General features: G+C 71.3%; 23 protein-coding genes. 2 read left to right on the top strand and 21 right to left on the bottom strand.

Annotated features, from left to right (window positions below; genetic code table 11):
• Nucleotides 1-21 precede the first annotated feature (21 nt).
• The 16 genes from ACIRC0_RS10260 to ACIRC0_RS10185 all read right to left on the bottom strand — a co-directional run bounded on the left by ACIRC0_RS10260 (nt 22) and on the right by ACIRC0_RS10185 (nt 13759).
• Nucleotides 22-792: a class I SAM-dependent methyltransferase gene (locus tag ACIRC0_RS10260; protein WP_403613822.1), complete on the bottom strand. Its 771-nt coding sequence runs from the start codon at nt 790-792 to the stop codon at nt 22-24.
• 107 nt (nt 793-899) lie between these two features.
• Nucleotides 900-1763, bottom strand: coding sequence for an LLM class flavin-dependent oxidoreductase (locus tag ACIRC0_RS10255; protein ID WP_403613820.1), 864 nt, complete (start codon nt 1761-1763; stop codon nt 900-902).
• 40 nt (nt 1764-1803) lie between these two features.
• Nucleotides 1804-2379: a dihydrofolate reductase family protein gene (locus ACIRC0_RS10250; RefSeq protein WP_403613819.1), complete on the bottom strand. Its 576-nt coding sequence runs from the start codon at nt 2377-2379 to the stop codon at nt 1804-1806.
• Between the two features lie 82 nt (nt 2380-2461).
• A complete protein-coding gene (locus ACIRC0_RS10245) occupies nt 2462-3136 on the bottom strand; it encodes an OmpA family protein (RefSeq protein ID WP_403613818.1) in 675 nt (224 codons plus the stop codon).
• Between the two features lie 6 nt (nt 3137-3142).
• Nucleotides 3143-3730, bottom strand: coding sequence for a hypothetical protein (locus ACIRC0_RS10240; RefSeq protein ID WP_403613815.1), 588 nt, complete (start codon nt 3728-3730; stop codon nt 3143-3145).
• Nucleotides 3731-3745: 15 nt separating this feature from the next.
• On the bottom strand, nt 3746-4339 hold the full coding sequence (locus ACIRC0_RS10235; RefSeq protein ID WP_403614708.1) for a pilus assembly protein TadG-related protein: 594 nt from the start codon (nt 4337-4339) through the stop codon (nt 3746-3748).
• A gap of 11 nt (nt 4340-4350) precedes the next feature.
• Entirely contained in the window at nt 4351-4476 is a 126-nt protein-coding gene (locus ACIRC0_RS10230; protein WP_403614749.1) for a hypothetical protein, read from the bottom strand.
• Nucleotides 4477-4677: 201 nt separating this feature from the next.
• Nucleotides 4678-5433: a response regulator gene (locus ACIRC0_RS10225; RefSeq protein WP_403613813.1), complete on the bottom strand. Its 756-nt coding sequence runs from the start codon at nt 5431-5433 to the stop codon at nt 4678-4680.
• Complete coding sequence (locus ACIRC0_RS10220) at nt 5426-6724, bottom strand: sensor histidine kinase (RefSeq protein WP_403613811.1); 1299 nt, start codon at nt 6722-6724, stop codon at nt 5426-5428. The genes ACIRC0_RS10225 and ACIRC0_RS10220 overlap by 8 nt, the downstream gene beginning before the upstream one ends.
• A 2-nt stretch (nt 6725-6726) precedes the next feature.
• Complete coding sequence (locus tag ACIRC0_RS10215) at nt 6727-7617, bottom strand: DUF5936 domain-containing protein (protein WP_403613809.1); 891 nt, start codon at nt 7615-7617, stop codon at nt 6727-6729.
• A gap of 13 nt (nt 7618-7630) precedes the next feature.
• Nucleotides 7631-8578: a type II secretion system F family protein gene (locus ACIRC0_RS10210; RefSeq protein WP_403613806.1), complete on the bottom strand. Its 948-nt coding sequence runs from the start codon at nt 8576-8578 to the stop codon at nt 7631-7633.
• Between the two features lie 25 nt (nt 8579-8603).
• A complete protein-coding gene (locus ACIRC0_RS10205) occupies nt 8604-9944 on the bottom strand; it encodes a CpaF family protein (protein WP_403613803.1) in 1341 nt (446 codons plus the stop codon).
• Between the two features lie 7 nt (nt 9945-9951).
• Complete coding sequence (locus tag ACIRC0_RS10200) at nt 9952-10362, bottom strand: TadE/TadG family type IV pilus assembly protein (protein ID WP_403613801.1); 411 nt, start codon at nt 10360-10362, stop codon at nt 9952-9954.
• On the bottom strand, nt 10359-11975 hold the full coding sequence (locus tag ACIRC0_RS10195) for a CpaE family protein (RefSeq protein ID WP_403613799.1): 1617 nt from the start codon (nt 11973-11975) through the stop codon (nt 10359-10361). The genes ACIRC0_RS10200 and ACIRC0_RS10195 overlap by 4 nt, the downstream gene beginning before the upstream one ends.
• Nucleotides 11976-12050: 75 nt before the next feature.
• On the bottom strand, nt 12051-12764 hold the full coding sequence (gene cpaB / locus ACIRC0_RS10190) for a Flp pilus assembly protein CpaB (protein ID WP_403613796.1): 714 nt from the start codon (nt 12762-12764) through the stop codon (nt 12051-12053).
• 128 nt (nt 12765-12892) lie between these two features.
• Nucleotides 12893-13759, bottom strand: coding sequence for a hypothetical protein (locus tag ACIRC0_RS10185; protein WP_403613793.1), 867 nt, complete (start codon nt 13757-13759; stop codon nt 12893-12895).
• 339 nt (nt 13760-14098) lie between these two features.
• On the opposite strand from ACIRC0_RS10185, the gene ACIRC0_RS10180 reads away from it, so the two are divergent.
• Nucleotides 14099-15793, top strand: a complete 1695-nt coding sequence (locus tag ACIRC0_RS10180; RefSeq protein WP_403613791.1) for a chitinase — start codon at nt 14099-14101, stop codon at nt 15791-15793.
• Nucleotides 15794-15875: 82 nt separating this feature from the next.
• Here the strand turns inward: ACIRC0_RS10180 and argG are convergent, their stop codons facing one another.
• Both argG and ACIRC0_RS10170 read right to left on the bottom strand, forming a co-directional pair.
• The gene (gene argG / locus ACIRC0_RS10175) at nt 15876-17330 is read right to left on the bottom strand and encodes an argininosuccinate synthase (RefSeq protein ID WP_403613788.1); all 1455 of its coding nucleotides are present in this window, start codon (nt 17328-17330) and stop codon (nt 15876-15878) included.
• Nucleotides 17331-17360: 30 nt separating this feature from the next.
• On the bottom strand, nt 17361-18341 hold the full coding sequence (locus ACIRC0_RS10170; RefSeq protein ID WP_403613785.1) for an EamA family transporter: 981 nt from the start codon (nt 18339-18341) through the stop codon (nt 17361-17363).
• A gap of 79 nt (nt 18342-18420) precedes the next feature.
• Here ACIRC0_RS10170 and ACIRC0_RS10165 point away from each other — a divergent pair, with 79 nt between their 5' ends.
• The gene (locus ACIRC0_RS10165) at nt 18421-19290 is read left to right on the top strand and encodes a LysR family transcriptional regulator (protein WP_403613782.1); all 870 of its coding nucleotides are present in this window, start codon (nt 18421-18423) and stop codon (nt 19288-19290) included.
• Between the two features lie 150 nt (nt 19291-19440).
• Here ACIRC0_RS10165 and ACIRC0_RS10160 read toward each other — a convergent pair whose 3' ends face one another.
• From ACIRC0_RS10160 to ACIRC0_RS10150, 3 genes are all read right to left on the bottom strand, one after another.
• Nucleotides 19441-19680: a hypothetical protein gene (locus tag ACIRC0_RS10160; RefSeq protein WP_403613780.1), complete on the bottom strand. Its 240-nt coding sequence runs from the start codon at nt 19678-19680 to the stop codon at nt 19441-19443.
• Between the two features lie 212 nt (nt 19681-19892).
• Nucleotides 19893-20468: a hypothetical protein gene (locus ACIRC0_RS10155; RefSeq protein ID WP_403613777.1), complete on the bottom strand. Its 576-nt coding sequence runs from the start codon at nt 20466-20468 to the stop codon at nt 19893-19895.
• A gap of 156 nt (nt 20469-20624) precedes the next feature.
• Nucleotides 20625-22106, bottom strand: coding sequence for a GntP family permease (locus ACIRC0_RS10150; protein WP_403614706.1), 1482 nt, complete (start codon nt 22104-22106; stop codon nt 20625-20627).
• Nucleotides 22107-22222 lie beyond the last annotated feature (116 nt).

Here is a 22222-nt window from a genome sequence, read left to right as displayed (position 1 = left end):
CCCCATAACGATGCGGAAAACCTACGCCCCGGGCTTCCGCGCCTCGATCAGGAACCGCGTGCTGTGCGCGACGAACGGCCCCTCCGACACGATCCGCTCGTGCAGGGACCGCAACCGGTCCTCGTACCGCTCCACGGTGAAGTCCGGCACCATCCAGATCACCTTGCGCAGGAAGTGCACGACGGCCCCGATGTCGTGGAACTCCATGCGCAACCGGGCCTCCCGCAGATCCACGAGGTCCAGTCCGGCTGCTTCGGCCTCGGCGCGCGCCCGCCGCGGATCACGTCCGCCGCGCACCTCCTCCGGCTGCGGCCCGAGGAAGTACTCGACGACCTCGAAGGCGCTCGCCGGACCGACCTGCTGCGAGAGGTACGTGCCGCCGGGGCGCAGCACACGCGCGATCTCGCCCCAGTAGGTGCGCACCGGGTGCCGACTGGTGACCAGGTCGAACGCGGCTTCCGCGAACGGAAGCGGCGCGTCCTCCGCCGAGGCGACGACCACCGCTCCGCGCGGATGGAGCAGAGCGGTGGCCTTGGCGACGTTCGGCGGCCACCCCTCGGTGGCGACGGTGACCGGCGGCAGCGCCGGCGCGGAGGCCAGGACCTCCCCTCCCCCGGTCTGGACGTCGAGCGCGGCGGACGCGCGGGCGAGCCGCCGCGCCATCGTCCGGGCATACCCCCACGGCGGCCGCTCCTCGGTGGCCCGTCCCTCGAACCAGGAGAAGTCCCAGCCCTCGACGGGAGCCTCGACGGCCTCGCGGACGAGCTCTTCGAACGAACGGTGGGTGGACATGCCGTGATCTTCCCAGCGCCACGGAAGCGGACGCGACCGAATTACGGGTGGCCGGTCCAGGGGACGAAACCGGGCAGCGGACGAAACCGGCCCAGCGGCCGGTCGGCCTACGGCACGAGCGGCCGTACCTCCTCGGCCACGAACCGCACGAACCCCTCCGGGTCCGGCTCGTCGCCGGTCGGCTCCAGGACCACCGTGCCGGCGCCCGCCTCCGCGAGCTGCTGCACGGCCTTGGCGACCGTGCCCGCGTCCCCGGCCACACCGTGTCCCACCCCTCCCTCCCGCTCGATCGCGGCGCGCAGCCGGGCGGCGGCGTCCGGACCTGTGGTGGCGCGGAGGTAGACGACGACGGGGTGCGGGTCGGTGCGACCGGCCGCCTGGCGTCCTTCGTCGACGATCCCACGGGCCGCCCGCACGCCCTCCGGTGACGTGGCGGCGGTCAGGAGCGTGCCGTCCGCCGCCTCACCGGACAGCCGCAGCGAGCGCGGACCGGTGACCCCGGCGAGGACGCGGACCGCCTGCGCCGGCGGCCAGTCCAGGGCGACGCCGTCCAGCTTCACGTACCGCCCGTCCGTGGTGACCCGCTCGCCGCGCAGCAGGGCCCGCAGCGCGTCCAGGTACTCCCGCAGCAGCGTCATGGGCGACTCGGCGCGGGCACCGACCTGTCCCATCCAGCTCTGGACGCCGTGCCCGACGCAGAGGACGGCCCGCCCGGGGAACATGCGCTCGAGCGTGGCGGCCTCCATAGCGGTGAGGGCGACGTTCCTGAGCGGGACGGGTAGCAGTCCGATGCCCACGCGCAGCCGTTCCGTCCAGGCGAGCGCGGCGGACGCCGTGGAGATCCCACCTTCCAGGAAGCAGTCCTCCCACAGCCACAGTTCCTCCAGACCCGCCTCCTCCGCGAGCCGCGCGATCGTCCGCAGTCGCTCCGGGGGCAGCTGGGGGCGGAACACAGCACCGAGTCCAGTCATGCGGCCTTCCTACCCAGCGGCTGCCGGCCGGGCAACACCTTTACCGGCCGCCCGTCTCCGGGCGCCCGTAGTGCAGGAGCACGACACCGTTGCCGAACCGGCGGGAGTCGATCAGCCGGAGGGTGGTGAGTGCGTCGCCCTCCGGGAACAGTCGTCTGCCGCGGCCGAGGAGGACCGGGTGGACGTACACCCGGAACTCGTCGACGAGGTCCTGCCGCAGGAACTCCGCGGCCAGTTCGGCGCCGCCGAGCGCGAGGTCGCCGCCCTCCTGTGCCTTGAGCGCGAGGATGTCGTCGACGACCACGTCCCGGACGATGGTGGTGTGCCGGCCGGCGTGCTGGAGGGTGCGGGAGAACACCACCTTCGGCATGTTCCGCCAGATGCCCGCGAACTCGACGACGGGGGCGGAGGCGTCGGGGTCCCGGTCGGCGTCGGGCCAGTAGCCGTCCATGAGTTCGTAGGTGACCCGCCCCTCGAGGAAGGCGCCCATCTCCTTCAGGACGTCGTTGAAGTGCCGGTGGAGTTCGTCGTCGACGACATGCCAGTCGATCTCGCGGTTCGGGCCCTCCATATAACCGTCCAGGGACACCGACATCATCAGGACGATCTTCCTCATGGCCCACCTCATCGACGTCCGACCGGCACCGGCGCCCACGGTACTCAGCGAAGGCGCCTCCTGATCGGTTCCTCCCGGAGTGTCAGCCGCCGGAAATCGCCGCGCCGCCGTCGCCCGACGTACTGGCGCCCGCCGAGCCTCCCCTCGGGAACGACACCTCCACGCGGCGGTTCTTGCGGCGCCCCTCCTCCGTGGAGTTGTCCGCGATCGGGTAGTCCTCGCTGTAGCCGCGCACCTCGAAGGTGACGTTGCCGCCGAGGCGGGCGGCCAGTTGGTCGTGGACCGCCTCCGCGCGCTGTTTGGACAGGGTCAGGCCGTGGGCGTACGAGCCGAGGTTGTCGGTGAAGCCGAAGACGCGGACGGTGGTCCCGTTCTGCTTCTTGATCTCGTCCGCGATCGCGTCGATACGGGAACGGGCCTCCGGGTTCAGCTTGGAGCTGTCCTTGGGGAACAGCACCTCGGCCTGGAGCGCGAAGGTGACGTTCTCGTTGGTGTCCTCGCGCCGCTCCTCACCACCGAGGTCCTCCACGACGGACTTGATGTCCAGCACCTTGGCGGGCGCGAGAGCGGCCCCGTCGGCGAGCTTCAGGCCCGGGCTGGTGGGGTCGATGGAGGGGGGTGGGGAGGTGGTTACGGTGCCGGGGGGTGCGCTGGGGTCTCCGTCGTCCGCGAAGGCCGGCGGCGCGGCCAACGAGAGCGCGGTGAGAACGGCAAGAGCCGTAAGGGCGGTCGCGGCGGTGCGAGCGGCGGGGGGCATGGTCTCTCACCCCTCGGAGATCTCGATGGAGGCCGGCGGCATGGCGCCCACCTGGAAGTCGACCTTGCTGGTGCCTTCGGGCGGGGCGGGGAACTGAGCGAACCATTGCGCGGTCGCGCCTTCCCGCACACCGCCGGTGAACTGCGTGCACAGGCACCTGCCGGAAGTATCGCGGAGGATCAGGTACTTCTTCTTGCCCTGTTGGTCGATCAGGCTAGCCCCGGCGATGGAGCCGCCGTTCCTCTTCAGCTCCTGTTCGTTGCCGCGCCAGTTCGCGGCGACCCACAGCATGCCGGTGTTGTTCGTGACCGTCCCCTCGACGGTCACGAAGCCCCCGCTGTCGCGCCGGGCCGAGGTGACCGTGAGCGTAAGCCCGTTCTCCCCTTTGACCTCGGCGAGCACCTGGTCGGCCTGGGGCGCCTGCGACATCTTCTGACCGCTGCTGCTCCGAGAGGGAGCGGCGGAAGTCGTGGCGTCCTTGTCCGACTTCTCATCGCCTCCCCCACCGCAACCGGCCACCGTAAGGAGCAGCCCGGCGGTGATCGCGACCGCGCTCAGCGCCCTGCGGCCCTTCATGGTGTGCCGAAAATCCATCGGTACGGCTTCCTTTCACTCGGCCAGATGCACGGAGAACAGCACGGACGCGTCAGGAAGGTCGACCGGTTTGAACTTCTCGGGGTCGATGTCCACGGTCTGGCCGTCGCAGTTCAATTTCACAGGTTTCTTGGGGTCCGCTTTCGCGTCGAAGTCGCAGCGCGGTTCGATGACGGCGATGGCATGGGCCTTCGCATGCATGCCCTCCGTACCGGGAATGACCGAATCACCCACCGTGTAGTTCGTCTGCACAGCCACCTGGAATCCGGGATAGCCACCCCTGGTCACCGGCTGGGCTTCGCCCTCGAGGGCCGAGTCGTTCTCAGCAGCCAATTGCTGTGCGGCGGCGGTGGCTCCGTCGTCAGCAGGCAGCCGACCCCCCAACCAGGACAGCCAGTCGTCTTCCTGCCCAACGGCGGCCTCGAGACGGTCGATCAGCTGATCCCGGGCGTCCTGCGCCGCCGCCAAGGCGGCAGCGTCCGCCGCGGACTGAGCTCCATTGCGAGCGGACGCTGCTTGGGCGAAGGCGAAGAAGGCGAACGCGGCGAACAACAGGATCCCTGTCAGCCAGATGTAGAGGGGGAGCGTCTGTCCCCGGTCGTCCGCCAGGTGCCGTACGCTCAGCCGCCACCGATGACGCTGTTCACCGCACGCATGATGGCCCCCGAGATCGCGCCGTCGAGTCCGAGCCCGTCGATCATCGTGAAGATCCCGGCAATGATGATCATCAGCCCGGCATACTCCACGAACCCCGCCCCCGCATCCCGTCCGGCCCCCCGCATCCGGGCCCCCACGGTCCGCCCCCACGTTCCCACTCCGCGCCTGATCCTGCTCATCACGGCCCCGGCCCTCCCACCCGATGCGGCAACCATCAACCGAAACACCGTAGGTGAGAGCGCCCTCACTCTTCGTGGGCCCAGGGGCCCAACTTCCGGTCGTCGGCGTGCTCATCGGCTCCACCCCTCCCGAGCCGTCCCCAGCCAGTGAGCGATCGCTTCGCTCCGCGATGAACTGTGCAGCTTCGCGAAGATGCGGTTGATGTGGTTCTTGACCGTCTTCTCGCTGATGAAGCAGGCGGCGGCGATCTGCCGGTTGTTCATGCCGGCCGCGATGAGGTCCATGACCTCCACCTCCCTCGAACTCAGCCCGAAGGCCGACCGCCCCGCGACGCGGCGCCGCAGACCCCCCGCCCGGGCGGGCGGAACCCCCGACGACTGTGCCACAACTGGTTGCAGGTGCGAAGAGACTTCCTTGTCTTCGTAGGAAACGCCGAGCGAAGACCGGACAGCGCACGGGGACACCGTCCTCCGGCCCTCCCTCAGGCCCCGTACGGCCGCGATCAGTTCCGCCGCCGTGAACTCCCCGTGGACCAGGTAGCCCGAGGCCCCGCGGCGCAGGGCCTCCGCCACCACCTCGGGTTCTCTGCTGTACGTCAGCATCATCACGGGGGCCTGGGCGGCCAGTCGCGGCAGTGCCGTCAGGCCGTCCGTGCCCGGCATGCGGTGGTCCAGGAGGATGACGTCGGGACGGTGCCGGGCGGCGTGGGTGAGTGCCTGGGTGCCGTCCGCCGCCTCGGCCACCACCTCGATGTCGTGGTGGACGGACAGCAGGGCGGTCAGGCCCGCCCGGACGACGGGATTGTCGTCGGCGACGAGGACGCGCAGGCGCGGGCCGGGATGTGCCTGGTCAGGCAGGTCAGGCATGTGCGGCCTCCTCTTGCGGGGTGGGGGAAGCGGTCGCGGGGAGGGGGAGGTGCAGGTGGATCCCGGCGCCGCCCAGGGGTGAGCGGCCCAGGCTGAGGTGGCCGCCCAGGGACGCGGCGCGTTCCGTCATGCCGAGCAGGCCGAAGTGGCCGGTTTTCGCCAGGCTCTCGGGTGTGACCGACGGGGGCAGGCCGACACCGTTGTCTTCCACGCGTAGGACCAAAGCGGCGTTGCCGGGCGCCTGCAGTTCGATCCGTACCCGGCTCGCCCGGGCGTGGCGGTGGGTGTTCTCCAGCGCCTCCGAGACGATCGCCAGGACGTGCTGGGCGGTCGTGTACGGCAGGAGCAGGGAGGCGTCCGGTTCTCTCAGGGCCACTGTCGTGCCGGTGCGGCTCGCGAAATCCTCCGTCAGCAGGGTGAGCTCGGCCGCCAGGTCCAGGTGAGCCGGCGTGACGCCCGTACGGCGTCGCAGGTCGGAGAGCAGGTCGCGGGACTCCGCCGCCGCTCTGCGCGCGGCCCCGGCGACCAGCATGGCCTGGCGCTTGAGCGTGGCCGGGTCGCCGTGGTCCGCCGAGGCGGCCAGTGCCTGTGCCGCCAAGGCCAGGCCGTGCAGCGTCTTCGCCACCGAGTCGTGCATCTCCCTGGCCAGGCGGGCCCGTTCGGACTCCACCGCCTCCGTCGCGGCCAGGCGGGCGTTGGCTTGGGACAGCGCCTCGCCGGCCGCGCCGAAACGGAACATCAGGTTGCGCAAAGTCACACCGATGATGCCGGCGGCGACGCAGAAACCGGCGATGAGGAGCGTGCTGGCAGCCGCGCCGGGACGGTGTTCCCAGGCCCGGAAGACCGAGAACACCACCGCGAGTTGCAGACCCGTGAGCACCCCCGCGCCGCGCCAGCCGTACAGCAGGCCGGACAGCAAGGGCGTGCAGACCGTGGCGTACGCGAGGGGGGAGGCCGGGGAGGCGGTCAGGAGCAGTGTGGCGACGAAGAGCAGGTCCAGCGCCATCAGCGTGGGATGCGCGAGGAGGCGGGGGCCCACGCGGTTCCAGTCGCGGAGCACGGCGTACGAGGCCGTGACGCCGAGAACGGCTGCCGCGACGACGGCGTAGCGGGGACCGTCCTCGGGCGCGTTGGCCAGGGCGAAGGGCGTGCCGATCAGGATCAGGGCGAGGCGTACGGCCACGGTCTGGCGGCACAGCGCCTGGAGCGCGCCGAGCTGGAGGCGGACGCTGGCGGGAGCGGGGGCGTCGTCCTCCAGGTACCCGGGGGCGGGGTGACTCGTGCGGCTCATCGTCACCGACCCAGAATCGATCCGAAGTCCGTCCCCGACCCCAGGAACATCCCCGTCGCGATCAGGATCATCGTCGCCGGGAGCATGAAGACCAGGGTGACCAGCGTGGCCTTGGGGATCGTCTTGGCGGCGCGGCGGCGGGCGTTCTGGGCGTCCGTGCGGCGCATGTCCGTGGCCAGCTGGATCAGGGTTTCGGCGATGGGCGAGCCCAGCTCCTCGCCCTGTTGCAGCGCGGAGACGAACTGGGCGACCTGTTCGGAGGAGTTGCGCCTGCGCAGTTCGTCGAAGGCCTGGCGGCGGCTGACGCCCATGTCCATCTGGCGCAGGGTGATGCGCAGTTCGTCCGCCCAGGGGCCCTCGTACTTCTCCGCGACCCGGTCGAGGGCCTGCCGGAAGCCGAGGCCCGCCGAGACGACGACCGCGAGGACGTCCAGGAAGTCCGGGAGGGTGCGGTCGATGACGTCCTTGCGCTCGCGGACGGCCTGCCAGATCAGGGCGTCGGCGGCGAACAGCCCGAAGGCGAACGTCACGGCGGCGAAGAGCAGCTGACCGTTCGTGAGGAACATCAGGCCGAGGACCAGGCCGAAGATGCCGTAGACCGCCCGGCGTGCGGCGTACCGGTTCAGGGTCAGGCCGCCGGGGTTGCCCGCCATGTCGATGCGGCGGCGTTTGGCCTCGACGCGGCGGGGACCCATCAGGCGCAGCACGAGGGGGGCGAAGCGGATGCCGAGGCGGTCGACCGCCGAGCCCGCCTTGGAGACCCGGGTCGCGCCGACCTCCAGGGCGAGTGCGAGATCGCTCGGGAGTTTCGCCTCCGCGCGGATCATCCGGATGCCGAGGAGGACGCCCGCGACGGACACCGCCGTCAGCAGGGCGAGGAGCAGCGGAAGCATCGCGTTCTCCCCCTCACACTTCGATCTTGCCGAGGCGGCGGATGACGAAGAAGCCGATCGTGTAGAGGCCGAGGGAGAGCAGAACCAGGCCCTGGCCGAGCGGGGAGCCGGTGACACGGGCCAGGGCGCCCTCGTTCGAGGAGTTGACCAGGATGAGCGAACCCAGGCCGAGCATCGGGACCGTGAAGGCCGTCGCGTTGACCTCGGAGAGCATCGTGCGGACCTCGCGCCGGGTCTCCTTGCGGTCCTCCAGGGTCTGGGTGAGGTTGCGCAGCGAGCTGACCACCGAGCCGCCCGCCTTGTTCGCCAGGACGAGGGTGGTGACGAGGACGATCAGCTCGCGCGAGGGGAGGCGTTCGGCCAGTTCGTCCAGGGCGTCGTCGACCGAGCGGCCCAGCGACAGCTGGTCGGCGACCCGGGCCAGTTCCTCGCCCGCCGGGGCCTCCAGCTCCTCCGCCGCCATGGCGAGCGCGGTGCGCAGGGCGAGTCCGGCGGCCGTGGCGTTGGCCAGCAGGCGGGCCACGTCGGGGAGCTGGTTGATGAACGCCTCGATGCGTTTCTGCCGCTGCCAGTTGAGGAAGATGGCCGCGCTCCAGATGCCGACCAGGCCGGCGATCGGGCCGAAGAAGGGCGCCAGGGTGGACGCCGCGATCAGCCACAGCGCCGCGACGACGGCGGCGACGTAGGTGAAGAACTCACCCGCCGTCAGGTCCAGGCCCGTCGCCGAGAGGCGTATGTGGATGGCGCGTCCCAGGCGGGTGCGGCGCAGCCTGCGGTCCACTGCCGTGAAGCGCCGTACGCGGCCGGCCGCCGTACGGATCGGGCCGCCCGCGGCGCCGGAGAGCCGGTCGACGAGCTCCCGGCGCTGGGCGCGGCCGGAGGCGTACGAGTGCACGCCCACGACGGCGAGGGTGCCGGTGAGGACGGTGGCGCCGAGGGCGAGGAGGGCGGGGTCGTTCATGACCGGCTCCTGAGGTGGGCGTGGATCATCCGATGGCCTGCCTCGTGTGCAGTACGTCGAGGGCGTCCGCGACACCGAAGGCCGGCGGAAGCGGTTCGCCCGCGCCGTACAGCTTCTCCGCGACCGGTCGCGGCAGCGGAAGGTGCTCGAAACGGCCGCGGACGATCCGGTCGGGGCCGAGGGGCTGGGGCACGAAACGGGACACGGTGGCGACGCGGAACTGTTCGCGGCCGTGCGACACGACGAGTGCGATCTCCACCACCTTGCGGGAGCCGTCGGGGTACCGGGCGAGCTGCACGACCACGTCGACGGCCGAGTTGATCTGGTCCTTCAGCGCCTCGAAGGGGATCATGACCTCCGACATCGAGCCGAGGGTCTGCAACCGCATCAGCGCGTCCTCCGCCGAGTTGGCGTGGACGGTGGCGAGGGAGCCGTCGTGGCCCGTCGACATCGCCTGGAGCATGTCGAGCGTCTCGCCGCCGCGGACCTCACCGACGATGATCCGGTCGGGCCGCATCCGCAGGCTGTTGCGGACCAGGTCGCGGATGGTGATCTGGCCCTTGCCCTCGACGTTCGGCGGGCGGGACTCCAGACGGATCACGTGCTCCTGCTGGAGCTGGAGTTCGGCGGAGTCCTCGATGGTGATGATGCGCTCCTGGGAGGGGATGAGCCCGGAGAGCGCGTTGAGCAGGGTCGTCTTCCCCGAGCCGGTGCCGCCGCTGACGATCAGGTTGAAGCGGGCGCGGACGAACGCGGCGAGCAGCATCAGCATCTGCTCGTCGAGCGAGCCGAGGCCGATGAGTTCGGGGAGCGTGTAGGCGCGCGGGAAGCGGCGGATGGTGAGGGTGGGGCCGGTCAGGGCGAGCGGCGGGATGATGACGTTGACGCGCTCGCCGGTGGGCAGGCGGGCGTCGACCATGGGGTTCGACTCGTCGACGCGGCGGTTGACGGTGGAGACGATGCGTTCGATCGTCTGCATCAGCTGCTCGGCGGAGGCGAAGCGGAGCGGGAGCTGTTCGACGCGGCCCGCCCGCTCCACGAAGATCGAGTCGGGGCCGTTGACCATGATCTCGGTGATGGAGGCGTCGGCGAGGAGCGGTTCGAGGACACCGAGGCCGAGGGCCTCGTCGACGACCCGGCGGATCAGCTGGGAGCGCTCGGCGGAGGACAGGACCGGGCCCTCGCGGCTGATGATGTGGCCGAGGACGCGTTCGAGCCGGACCCGGCGCTCGGCGGTGGCGAGGCCCGACATCTCGGCGAGGTCGATCTCCTCCAGGAGCTTGGCACGGTAGACCGCGACGAGGTGTCCGTCCTCACGGGCGGCTCCCCCGTCGTCGGGGGCGGCGATACGGGAGCGGAGGCTCATGCCGTCGTCAGCTCCTTCCCGGGATGAAGGGTTCCGGGTCGTTGGGCATGGTGGCGCGGCGCGTGACGGTCCAGCCGCTGAAGAGGGGGATGACTGCCGGGACGCGGACGGTGACGGTGGCGGTGGTGGTGTCGGCGCCCCGCTCCACGACAGGCTCCGCGCTCAGCCATCCGCTGACTGCGGCCCGGCCCGCGGCATCTCCGGTGCCCTTGTGCAGGGAGTCCGCGCGAGCCGCCGCTCGGGCCGCCGACCCGGCCTGGTTGATGCCGTAGCCGATGAGGCCGAGCTGGATGGCGGCCATGCCGATGACGAGCAGGATGGGCAGGAAGCCGGCGAACTCCAGGATGGAGACGCCTCGGTCGTCCCAGCGGCGGGTGCGCTCGGCCCGCGTGCGGTGGCGGCGGAAGAGGCCTTTCACGGGGCGTCTCCCTCCAGCGCCGCTCCAGCGGTGCCCTCCACGCGCCAGCCCGGGTTGAGACCCGGGAAGAACAGCGGTACGTCGGCCTTGACGGTCGCCTTCATCACCGGCCCCTCCGGGATGCAGCCGATCTCCGCGCCACTCCAGGCGTCCGGCAGGTGCTCGGCGCCCGCCGCCTCGCAGGCCCCGGTGTAGTCCGTGCCTCTGGTGGCCGCGAACGCCGCCGTGGCCGCCCGAGCCGCCTCGTCCGCCGCGTTGCCCGCCAGTGAGTACGTGTAGCCGTACAGCACGCACTCCCACAGCAGCGCCAGCACGACCAGCACCAGCGGGAACATCCCGGCGAACTCCAGGGTCACCGACCCCCGGTCGCCGCCCTTGCGCCACAGGCTCAGCGCGCCCCGGTCCGACGGCGCCCGGCGCCGCCGCCCGCCGCCCTCCTGCGCCTTGACCAGCTCCAGCTCCCCCGCCAGCGCCCACAGCGCCTGCTTCACGGTGGAGCGGGCGTCGAGGTCCTGGAGGCGTCCGGCGTCCACGACCGACTGGAGTTCCTTGAAGGCGGCCGGGACCGCGGCGCGGGCCACCTTGGTGCCGGTGACGCGTTCGACGAGGGCGGGCTGGATCTCCGTACCGCGCGAGTGACGGTTGACGACGGTCAGCGTCTCCTCGGCCTTGCGGATCTGGAGCCGGTCCCACAGACGGACCATCCGCTTGGCCGCGCGGACCGCGACCACGTCCGGGGTGACCAGCAGCACGGCGTGGTCGGCGATCTCGACGGCCGCGGCGGTGGCGGCGGTCATCTGCGCGCCGCAGTCGACGATCACCACGTCGTGGCGGGAGCGCAGCGCGCCGAGGACCTGGCGGGTCACCCGGTCGGTGACCTCCTCTCCGCGTTCGCCCTCGGCGGGCGCGAGGAGCAGTCCGATGCCGCTTTCGTGGGTGTAGAGGGCGTCCTGGAGGACGCGCGGGTTGATGTCCGCGATCCCGGCGAGGTCGGCGACCGAGCGCCGGAACTGCACGTCGAGGTAGGAGGCGATGTCCCCGGACTGGAGATCGAGGTCGACCAGCGCGACCGTACGGCCCGAGGCCCGGGCGGCGAGCGCGAGGTGCACGGCCGCGACCGTGGCGCCGACGCCGCCCTTCGCGCCGGTCACCGCGACCACGGTCCCTCCGGGTCCGGCGTACGGCTCGGGGGCGCCGCTGCTCAGGTGGCGCCGCATGCCGGCGGACCAGGCGGCGGCGGCCTGGACGCGTTCGGCGAGGGCGTCGTAGCCGAGGGGCAGGGTGACGATGCCGCGGGCGCCGGAGTCCATCGCGGCGGTGAGCACGCCGGTGCTGGTGTCGGCGGTGACGAGGACGACCCCGACCGCCGGGAACCGCATCACCAGGTCGCGGATCAGGTCCAGCGCGGGCACCGGCCCGATCCGCTCGTGCACGAGGACGACCTCGGGCAGCTCGTCGAGGGAGTCCCCGGCCAGGCGCGCCAGGGTGTCCAGCAGGGCCGTGGAGTCGTGCACGGGCGGGGCGGGCTCGGCGTCCGGTAGCTGGCCGAGCAGGGTGGTGAGCGAGCGGGCGGCGTCGAGGTCGCCGACGGCGGGGAGGACGCGGACGGTCATCGGCGACACCCCGCACCGTCGGACGGCCTGGGGACAGGCCCGCTGGGGGCCGGTACGGACCTCATGCGCGGCCTCCTACTTGTCCTGGTCGAGGGTGTACGTACGCTCGCCCGGCGCGATGGTGGTCTGGGAGCCGCCCGCGACCAGGGCGAGCCGGACGTGTGTGGCGAACGACTCGGCGTACGCGACCCGTTGGGCGTCCGCCGTGTCGAGCGCGAAGGTGATGGGGACCGCCTCGGTGGCGGTGCGTCGCCGGTCGTCGCTGGACTGGCCCGGGTCGAGGGCGGTGAGCTTGCCGACGTCGAGGACGCGGGCGTTGGTCACGATGACCTTGGACTCGTCCTTGCCCTTGTCGTTCTCGGCCTTGAAAGTGGCGTAGATGTTGACCCGCGAACCGGGGTCGATCTTGCCCGCGACGCCGGTGGAGGCGTCGATCATGATGGCGATCTCCTGTTGCCCCGGCTCGAGTTCGGGCCGGTCCACGATCATGTCGCTCTGGAGCAGGGAGCCCTGCTCCAGCCGGGTCACGGCGATCTTGCCGCGGATCCGGGCCAGATCGGTGACGGCGGTGGCGGGCAGCCAGCGCTTCGGCATGGAGATCTTCTGGAACTGGCCGGGGGTGAGTTCCTTGTAGGGATCGATGTCGTTCTTGAGACGGTACGCCGTGACCTCGGGGCCGACCTTGGAGTTCACGTCGCGGATCACCGACAGCACCCCGGCGAAGGCGCCGACGGCGGCGAGGGCCGAGAGGACCAGCAGGATGACGCCGCGGCGCTGGCGTGAGTTCATGACGCGGACAACCTCGATCGGGGCGGGAAACGGCGGGTCGGGCGGTAGAGCGGTCGAGCGATCGGACGGTCGGACGGTCGAGCGGTCGAACGTTGTGCGAGACGTACTGCGGACCAACGCGTACGGGGCTACGTGCCGCCGCGCGGCAGGGCGGCGCGGACGGTCGTGGTCGCCGGTAGCTGTTCGGGGGGTGGCGGGAGGGGCGCGGCGCAGAACCCGCAGCGGTCGCCGATGAGTTCGAGTCCGCACCAGTGGCAGGTCTCGCGCCGCACGGACGACACGAGCTGGTAGAGCACGGACACGTCGTGCAGGCCGGCCGCGAACTCGACGAGCCGGTTCGTGCCCCACCAGCGGGCGGAGTCCTGCGGCAGAGGCACGGTCCCGACGCCCTGGACCCGCCAGGCGGGGGCGAGTGAGGCGGTGACCCAGTCGGAGGGCGGCTGCCCGGAGGCGACGAGCATCCGGGTGCCGAACTCGGGGCCGGGTAACTCCTCCTGACCGACGCGGACGAGCCGGGGGCGGGGGCCCGCGAGCACGGCGAACTGCGCGCCCGGCACCCACGACTTGGCGTGGGACGTGAGCGGGACGGGGACGCGGTCCAGCTTGGCGACCGAGCCCAGGAGGGCGCCGGCGTAGATGTAGTGGGCGAGCAGGCGCGCGGAGGACGCCAGGACGCCGGGGCTGAAGTCGCAGACCGACAGCTGGCGCAACTGCTGGGCGAGCAGCGCGAGTCCGAGCGGGGGCAGGTCGATGCCGAGCAGCGCGACGCGGTCGCTCTCCAGGACGGAGCGGACGGTGCGCAGCCGCTGCACGGCCGGGTCGTCACCGGAGGCGGGGTGCAGCGCGATGACGTACCCGTGCTGCTCGACCAGCGCGTGCATGCCGGTCAGGGACGCCTCCAGCGTGGGCTGGGGCTGGACGGCGGCGGTCGGCGTCTGCCGGTCGAGCGGTGGGAGCACCAGGTCGGGACTGGTGACGGCTATCGCGGTCGGCACGGCTGCTCACCACCCCGTTCACTGCGGCGGGGTGGTCAACCACCGCCTCAGATGGCCCCTGTGACGTTCTGTTGCGTCGTCCTGCAACAGCACCATATCCACGGCATGCCCCGCTCAACACAGAATCGGGAAGATCATCTCACCGAAGGTGGGGACATGATCCACACAGAGTAGGGGCATATGCCCCAACTCCGGGCGCCCGCAGGACTGTTGAAGGCGCACGAACCCTTGACACCGGGATTGGTCTGGACCAAATTCTTGGGCATCAGGCGGTGGCCACCGTTCCGCAATGCCCTCCTGCGCTTTCCTCCCTTTCCTCTCCCCACATCGGAGGCCGAAGTGGACCGCGTACCAGCCCTGCCCCGCCGCAGACGGACCCTCGCCGGGGCCGCCGTAGCCGCCCTCGCCCTCTCCCTGCTGAGCGCCGGCCACGCCGCCGCGGCGGACGTCAACAACGCGAAGAACGCCGGCTTCGAGTCGGGCCTCGCCAACTGGACCTGCTCGGCGGGCAGCGGCACGACGGTGTCCTCCCCGGTGCACGGCGGCACGGCCGCGCTGAAGGCGACACCCGCGGGCCAGGACTACGCGCAGTGCGCCCAGACGGTCGCGGTCAAGCCGAACTCCACGTACACGCTGAGCGCATGGGTGCAGGGCGGGTACACCTACCTGGGCGCGACAGGGACGGGCACGACCGACGTGTCGACGTGGACGCCGGACTCGACGAGCTGGAAGCAGCTGTCCACGACGTTCACGACGGGCGCCTCGACGACATCGGTGACGGTGTACCTGCACGGCTGGTACGGACAGGCGGCGTACTACGCCGACGACGTGTCGGTGTACGGCCCGGACGGCGGCGGGGGCGGCGACCCCTCCCCCACGGTCCCGTCGCCGCCCACAGGCCTGGCGGTCTCCGGCACGACGTCCTCTTCCGTATCCCTGTCCTGGAACGCGGTGACGGGCGCGACGGGCTACAACGTGTACCGCGGCGGCACGAAGGTGACGTCGGCGACCGGTACGTCCGCGACGGTGACGGGCCTGTCCCCCTCGACGTCGTACTCCTTCCAGGTGACGGCGACGAACGCGGCGGGCGAGTCGGCCAAGTCGGCGGCGGTGACGGCCACGACGGCGTCGTCCGGTGGCGGGGGCGGGCTCCCGAAGCACGCGGTGACGGGCTACTGGCAGAACTTCGACAACGGCGCCACGGTGCAGCGGATCTCGGACGTGCCGTCGCAGTACGACATCATCGCGGTGGCGTTCGCGGACGCGACGAGCACGCCGGGCGCGGTGGGCTTCACCCTCGACTCGGCCGGCCTGGGCGGCTACACGGTGGACCAGTTCAAGGCGGACATCGCCGCGAAGAAGGCCGCGGGCAAGAAGGTGGTCGTCTCGGTGGGCGGCCAGAACGGCACGGTGTCGGTCAACGACGCGGCGTCGGCGACGAACTTCGCGAACTCGGTGTACACGCTGATGCAGACGTACGGCTTCGACGGGGTGGACATCGACCTGGAGAACGGCCTGAACGCGACGTACATGTCGCAGGCGCTCAGGCAACTGTCGTCCAAGGCGGGATCATCGCTTGTGATCACGATGGCCCCGCAGACCATCGACATGCAGTCGACGTCCAACGCGTACTTCCAGACGGCGCTGAACGTGAAGGACATCCTGACGGTCGTCAACACCCAGTACTACAACAGCGGTTCCATGCTGGGCTGCGACGGCAAGGTGTACTCACAGGGATCGGTGGACTTCCTGACGGCCCTGGCCTGCATCCAGCTCCAGGGCGGCCTGTCCCCGTCCCAGGTGGGCCTCGGGGTCCCCGCCTCGACGAGCGCGGCGGGCAGCGGCTACGTGTCGCCCTCCGTGGTGAACAACGCCCTGGACTGCCTGGCGAAGGGAACCAACTGCGGCACGTTCAAGCCGTCGAAGACGTACCCGGACCTCCGGGGCGCGATGACGTGGTCGACGAACTGGGACGCGGCGTCCCAGAACGCGTGGTCGAACTCGGTGGGCCCGCACGTGCACGCGCTGCCGTAGGCAGGGGCTGACCGCGCTGGACGGCCCGCCCCTCCGGTGGAGGCGGCGGGCCGTGCGCTCAAGGACGGGACTCGTCCGGGTCTCAGTCGGTACCCGACTCGATCGCGGCGTGGTCGAGCAGTTCCGCCTCGTCGGCGGTGCCCTCTCCGCGGGACGCGATCGTCTCCGCGCCACCCTCGGGCATCGCGCCGATCAGACCGGTCGAGGCCGCCTGTGCGGCGCCGATCAGCGCCGGGTCCGGGCTGCCGCCGACCATGCCGAGCCGGGCGTACTGCTCCAGCTTGGCGCGGGAGTCGGCGATGTCGAGGTTGCGCGTCGTCAGCTGGCCGATACGGTCGACCGGGCCGAAGGCGGAGTCCTCGGTCCGCTCCATGGAGAGCTTGTCCGGGTGGTAGCTGAACGCCGGTCCGGTCGTGTCGAGGATGGAGTAGTCCTCGCCGCGCCGCAGCCGCAGCGTCACCTCACCGGTGACCGCCGTCCCCACCCAGCGCTGCAGCGCCTCGCGCAGCATCAGCGCCTGCGGGTCCAGCCAGCGGCCCTCGTACAGCAGCCGGCCGAGACGGCGGCCCTCGGTGTGGTAGCTGGCGAGCGTGTCCTCGTTGTGGATGGCGTTGACCAGCCGCTCGTACGCCGCGTGCAGCAGCGCCATGCCCGGGGCCTCGTAGATGCCGCGGCTCTTGGCCTCGATGACGCGGTTCTCGATCTGGTCGCACATGCCGAGGCCGTGCCGGCCGCCGATCGCGTTGGCCTCGAGGACCAGGTCCACCGGGGAGGCGAACTCCTTGCCGTTGATGGTGACCGGCCGACCCCGCTCGAAGCCGATGGTGACGTCCTCGGGGGTCACCTCGACCTCCGGGTCCCAGAACCGCACGCCCATGATCGGCTGCACGATCTCGATGCCGGTGTCGAGGTGCTCCAGGGACTTCGCCTCGTGCGTCGCGCCCCAGATGTTGGCATCGGTCGAGTACGCCTTCTCGGCGCTGTGCCGGTAGGGCAGGTCGCGCTCCAGCAGCCACTCGGACATCTCCTGCCGGCCGCCGAGCTCGCTGACGAAGTCGGCGTCCAGCCACGGCTTGTAGATGCGCAGGGAGGGGTTGGCGAGCAGACCGTAGCGGTAGAACCGCTCGATGTCGTTGCCCTTGAAGGTGGAGCCGTCGCCCCAGATCTGCACGTCGTCCTCGAGCATCGCGCGCACCAGCAGGGTGCCCGTGACGGCCCGGCCGAGCGGGGTGGTGTTGAAGTAGACGCGGCCGCCGGAGCGGATGTGGAAGGCACCGCACGCCAGGGCCGCGAGGCCCTCCTCCACGAGCGCGGCCCGGCAGTCCACGATCCGGGCGACCTCGGCGCCGTAGGCCGTGGCACGCCCGGGCACGGAGGCGATGTCGGGCTCGTCGTACTGGCCGAGGTCGGCGGTGTAGGCGCAGGGCACGGCGCCCTTCTCGCGCATCCACGCGACCGCGACAGAGGTGTCGAGACCGCCGGAGAAGGCGATCCCGACTCGTTCACCGACAGGCAGGGAAGTCAGCACCTTGGACACGAGGCTAAGTGTATGCACACTCTCGCATGATTATGCAACCCCGGGGTCTCGACGGCTCTGCTCCCGTGTCGCAGAGACGGTCACCCGGGCCCGTCGCGTCTGAGACGGAGTGGTCTGCCCGGCGAGCAGCGCGGCCAGGGCGAGGACGAATCCGACCAGCTGAAGGCCGGTGAAGGACTCGCGGAGCAGGAGTACGCCGAGGGCGGCGGCGACGAGCGGGGAGAGCAGCCCGAGCAGGGCGGTCGCGGTGACCGGCAGGGTGCCTATGCCGCGGAACCACAGGGTGTAGGCGAGCAGACCCCCGACGAGCCCGAGCCACAGGTAGCCGGCCACCGCCGGAGCGCCGATCCGGTCCGGGACGCCCTCGGTGAGCAGCGCGGCGGGAAGCAGCACGACCCCGCCCGCGGTGAGCTGCCAGCCCGCGAACGTCATGGCCCCCACGCCCGCGGGGCGCCCCCAGCGTTTGGTGAGGGTGACACCGAGCGCCATGGCCCCTGCACCGGCCAGCCCGGCGGCGATGCCGAGCGGGTCGAGGGCGGCCTTCGGCCCGATGACGACGAGCCCGACGCCGGCCACGCCGATGACGCCCCAGGCCAGACGCCACACGGAAGGACGCTCCCGTAGAACGGGCACGGCGAGGAGGGCGACGACGATCGGCTGGGCCGCGCCCAGGGTGGCCGCGACACCACCGGGGAGCCGCTGGGCGGCGAGGAACAGCAACGGGAAGAACACGCCGATGTTGAGCGCGCCGAGCACGCCCGCTTTCACCCACCACGCGCCGCGGGGCAGGGTGCGGGTCAGGGCCAGGACGAGCAGCCCGGCGGGCAGTGCCCGCATGAGCCCGGCGAACAGTGGATGCCCCTCGGGCAGCAACTCCGCCGTGACGCTGTACGTCGTGCCCCACACGGCGGGCGCGATCGCCGTGGCGAGCGTCGAGCCCGCCCGGCCGACGGGGACGGCAGGGGTGGCAGGGGCGGCCGTTGCGGCCGTGCTCACGCTTGTCGTAGTCACCTCATCACTGTCGGCCCTCGCCCGTCGATGAATCCAACACATGCTTGTCATGGCATCCATCTCTCAGGACGATCGGTGCATGGATCTGCAGCAGATGCGGTACGTCCTCGCGGTCGCCGAGACCGGCAGCTTCACGCGGGCCGCCGAGCGGTGCTTCGTCGTCCAGTCGGCGCTCAGCCACCGGATCGCGAACCTGGAGCGCGAACTGGGCCTGAAGCTGTTCGCGCGCACCAGCCGCCGGGTGCAGCTCACCGCGGCAGGGGAGGCCTTTCTGCCCGCCGCCCGGCAGTGCCTGGAGGCGGCCGAGCGGGCGGGCGTGGACGCCGCGGCAGCGGTGGGAGAGGTACGTGGCCGTCTGGCCGTCGGCGTGATCCCGACCGTCGCCGCGGTCGATGTCCCGGCCGCGCTGCACCGGTTCCGCGACGAGCACCCGCGGGTACGGATCGCGCTGCGCGTCGGCTCGAGCGACGAACTCGCGGCCGGGGTGCGCGAAGGCGGACTCGACGTCGCCTTCCTGGGGTTGCCCGAGACCGACCGCCCGCTCGGCGTGCGGGCGCGGGAGCTGGCCCGCGACCGTCTCGTGGCCGTCGTCGGCACCTCGCACCCGCTCGCCGCCGCCGACGAGGTCGACCTTTCACGGTTGGCCGAGGAGACCTTCGTCGACTTTCCCGCCGGCACCCCTGGACGGGCTCAGAGCGACCAGGCGTTCACCGCCGCCGGCCTCGCCCGTGAGGTCGCCTTCGAGGTCACCGCCGCGGACCTGATGACGCGCATCGTCCGACAGGGCCTCGCGGTCGCCCTCCTGCCCACGGCGTTCACCCGCGATCTGCCGGACGTGATCACCGTTCCGGTCACCGAGGGCCCGGTGCGGGTCGAGCACCTGGTCTGGAGCGACTTCAACCCCAGCCCTGCCGCGCTGGCGTTCGTCGACACCCTCGAACTGCCGTGAGGAGGGCAGGCGGGTCGGCCGCTGGGGGTCATCGCATCGGGAGTCAGCCCTTGAGGAGTGAGCCCATGGGGGGTCAAGCCCATGGGGAGTCAACCCATGGGGGGTCAAGCCCATGGGGACTCAGCCCATGGGGACTCAGCCCATGGGGACTCAGCCCATCGGGCGGTAGTGCGCCAGTACCGCCGCCAGTTCCGCGAACCACGCCTGTGACTCCTCGCGGCGTTTGGCGTTCACCACACACTCGAACACGCGGCCGTCGACGTGCACGACCGCCACCATCAGCACCTTCTCGTCGGCGCCGGGGCGGTAGTGGACGCTGCGGATCACCGGCCACGGGAAGTCCGCCGTCAGACCGCGCATCTCGAAGGCGACGCCCGAGGCGTCCACCACGACCGAGTTGTGACGGTCGGCGGCCAGGAAGTCGGGTCCGGGCGGGACCTGGGGCGTCGAGGGCGCGTACGACGGGTACGGCGTGTAGGCCGGTGGCGGCGGTCCGAAGCCCGGTGGTCCGGCCGGTGGCGACGGGTGGCCGTATACGGGGGCGCCGGATGCAGGGGGATGGTGTCCAGGGGGCCCGTATCCCGGGGGACCGTATCCCACGGTCAGTCGTCGCCCTTCTCGGCGGCGGGTTCCTCCTCGCCGTCCTCGAAGTACGCGTCCAGCACCTCGTCGAGCCGGGTCTCCCACTCCTTGAAGCGTGCGCGGGAGTCGGCCTCGATCTCGATGGGGTACCAGCGGCGTTCCGGGGTGTGCACGGTCACCGTGAATCGCTTCCCGAAGCGCGCGGTCTCCGTCTCCACGGCGCCGATCTCGTCCCAGCGGAACTCGCACTCCTGGTCGTCCAGTCGGAGCCGTACACCGCTGCGATCGGCGACGATCCGGGCGCGGCGGTCCGCGGCCTCGAACACCGGGCCGTCAGGGGCCTCTTGTTCCTCGCCGGGGGACTCCTCGCCGGGGCCTTCCCCGGCGGCGGCCTCCTGCTCCGGTACCCCGGCGGCGGCCTCCTTGTCCGGAACCACGTCCTCCGGCTCTACGGAGTCATCCGGCTCCACGGAGTCGTCCGGTCCGACGGAGTCCTTCTGGTCCACGGACACGGGTGAGGTGAGCCCGGGGATGAAGGCCGGGTCGACCCCGGCGCCGTCCAGGGGCTGGCTGCTCGAACCAATGCGCTGCTCCACAGCGGGCAGTATGGTCGAAGATCCTGTGCCGGACACAGCCAGCCCCTGCATCGTTATACGAATCCAGCCCGATGTCCTACGTCTTGGGTGTCTTACGTCTCGGGTGTCTTACGTCCTGGCGTCTTGCGCCGTGGCCCTCACGTCGTCACCGGACGGCTAGACGAAGAGGCTCACCACCGCCGCCACCGCGAACCCGGCCACCGACAGCACGCTCTCCAGCACGGTCCACGTCCGCAGCGTGTCCCGTTCGCTGATCCCGAAGTACTTGGCGACCATCCAGAAGCCGCCGTCGTTGACGTGCGAGGCGAAGATCGAGCCGGCCGAGATGGCCATGATGACCAGGGCCGTGAACGCCTGCGAGTGGTGGCCCTCCGTCAGCAGCGGGGCGACGATGCCCGCCGTCGTGACGATCGCGACCGTCGCCGAGCCCTGGGCCACGCGCAGGACCAGGGAGATCAGGTATGCCAGCACGATCACCGGCAGGCCCACGTCGTGGAACGTGTCGGAGAGCGCCTGCGCGACCCCGCTGCCCTTGAGGACCGCGCCGAAGACACCGCCCGCGCCGACCACCAGCAGGATGTTGCCGACCGGCTTGAGCGAGGCGGTGGACACCGTCTCGAGCGACTTGCGGGACCAGCCGCGGCGGATGCCCAGCAGGTAGTACGCGAGCAGCAGCGCGATCGTCAGCGCCACGAAGGGGTGGCCGAAGAACTCGATGACCGAGCGGCCCGTCGAGGGGTCGAAGGCGATCGAGGAGAAGGTGGCCAGGAGGATCAGGACCAGGGGCGTACCGATGATCGTGAAGACGATCGAGAGCGGCACCGGCTTCTCCGGCGGCGTCACGCCGGCCGCCCGCTGCTCCTGCTCGAGCGCCGCCTTCGCCTCCTCGGCCGCCTCGACCATGTCCTGCGGTACCGGGACGAAGATCCGCCTGCCGATCCACGCGGACCACGCCCACGCGGCCAGCACGGCCGGGATGCCGCAGACGACGCCCATCAGGATGACCATGCCGAGGTCGACCTTGAGCAGACCGGCGGCGGCGACCGGGCCCGGGTGCGGCGGCAGGAACGCGTGGGTCATGGACAGGCCCGCGAGCAGCGGCAGGCAGTAGAGCAGAATCGACTTGCCGCCCCGCTTCGCCGCCGCGTACACGATCGGGGCGAGGACGAAGATGCCGACGTCGAAGAAGACCGGGATGCCGAAGATCAGGCCGGTCAGGCCCATGGCCAGCGGTGCGCGCCGCTCGCCGAACAGGCCCAGCAGCCTGGACGCCAGCACCTCGGCGCCGCCGGAGACCTCGAGGACCGCACCGAGCATCGTGCCGAGCCCGATGATGATGGCGACATGGCCGAGGGTGCCGCCCATGCCGGACTCGATGAGGGAGACGGCGTCGGAGCGCTGGACCGTGCCGAAGAGTTCGGTGACCGACAGGCCCGCGCCGAGGCCGACGGCTATGGAGACCGCGAGCAGCGCCACGAAGGGCTGGAGTCTCACCTTGATGATCAGGACGAGCAGCAGCACGATGCCGAGCGCGGCGACGGTGAGCAGGCCGGCGGTGCCGTGGACGAGGGTGAGCAGGCCGCCGGTGTGAGGTGGGGGCGGTGGCGTGGGGGACGCCGCGAGCGAGGAGAAGGGCATGGGCATGACAGGGGGTCCTCTTGCTTCTCGTAAGTCCATGGGGGTTCGGGGCAGGGGTGATCGCGGCGCGGCGCCCCAGGGGGTGGTGGGCGCCGCGCCGTGACGGCGTACGGAGT

It is taken from the genome of Streptomyces sp. NPDC093984, from assembly GCF_044764595.1.
GTDB lineage: Bacteria > Actinomycetota > Actinomycetes > Streptomycetales > Streptomycetaceae > Streptomyces > Streptomyces cynarae.
The sequence above is the reverse complement of the archived record's forward strand: the minus strand, read 5'-3'. Positions and strand labels throughout refer to the sequence as shown.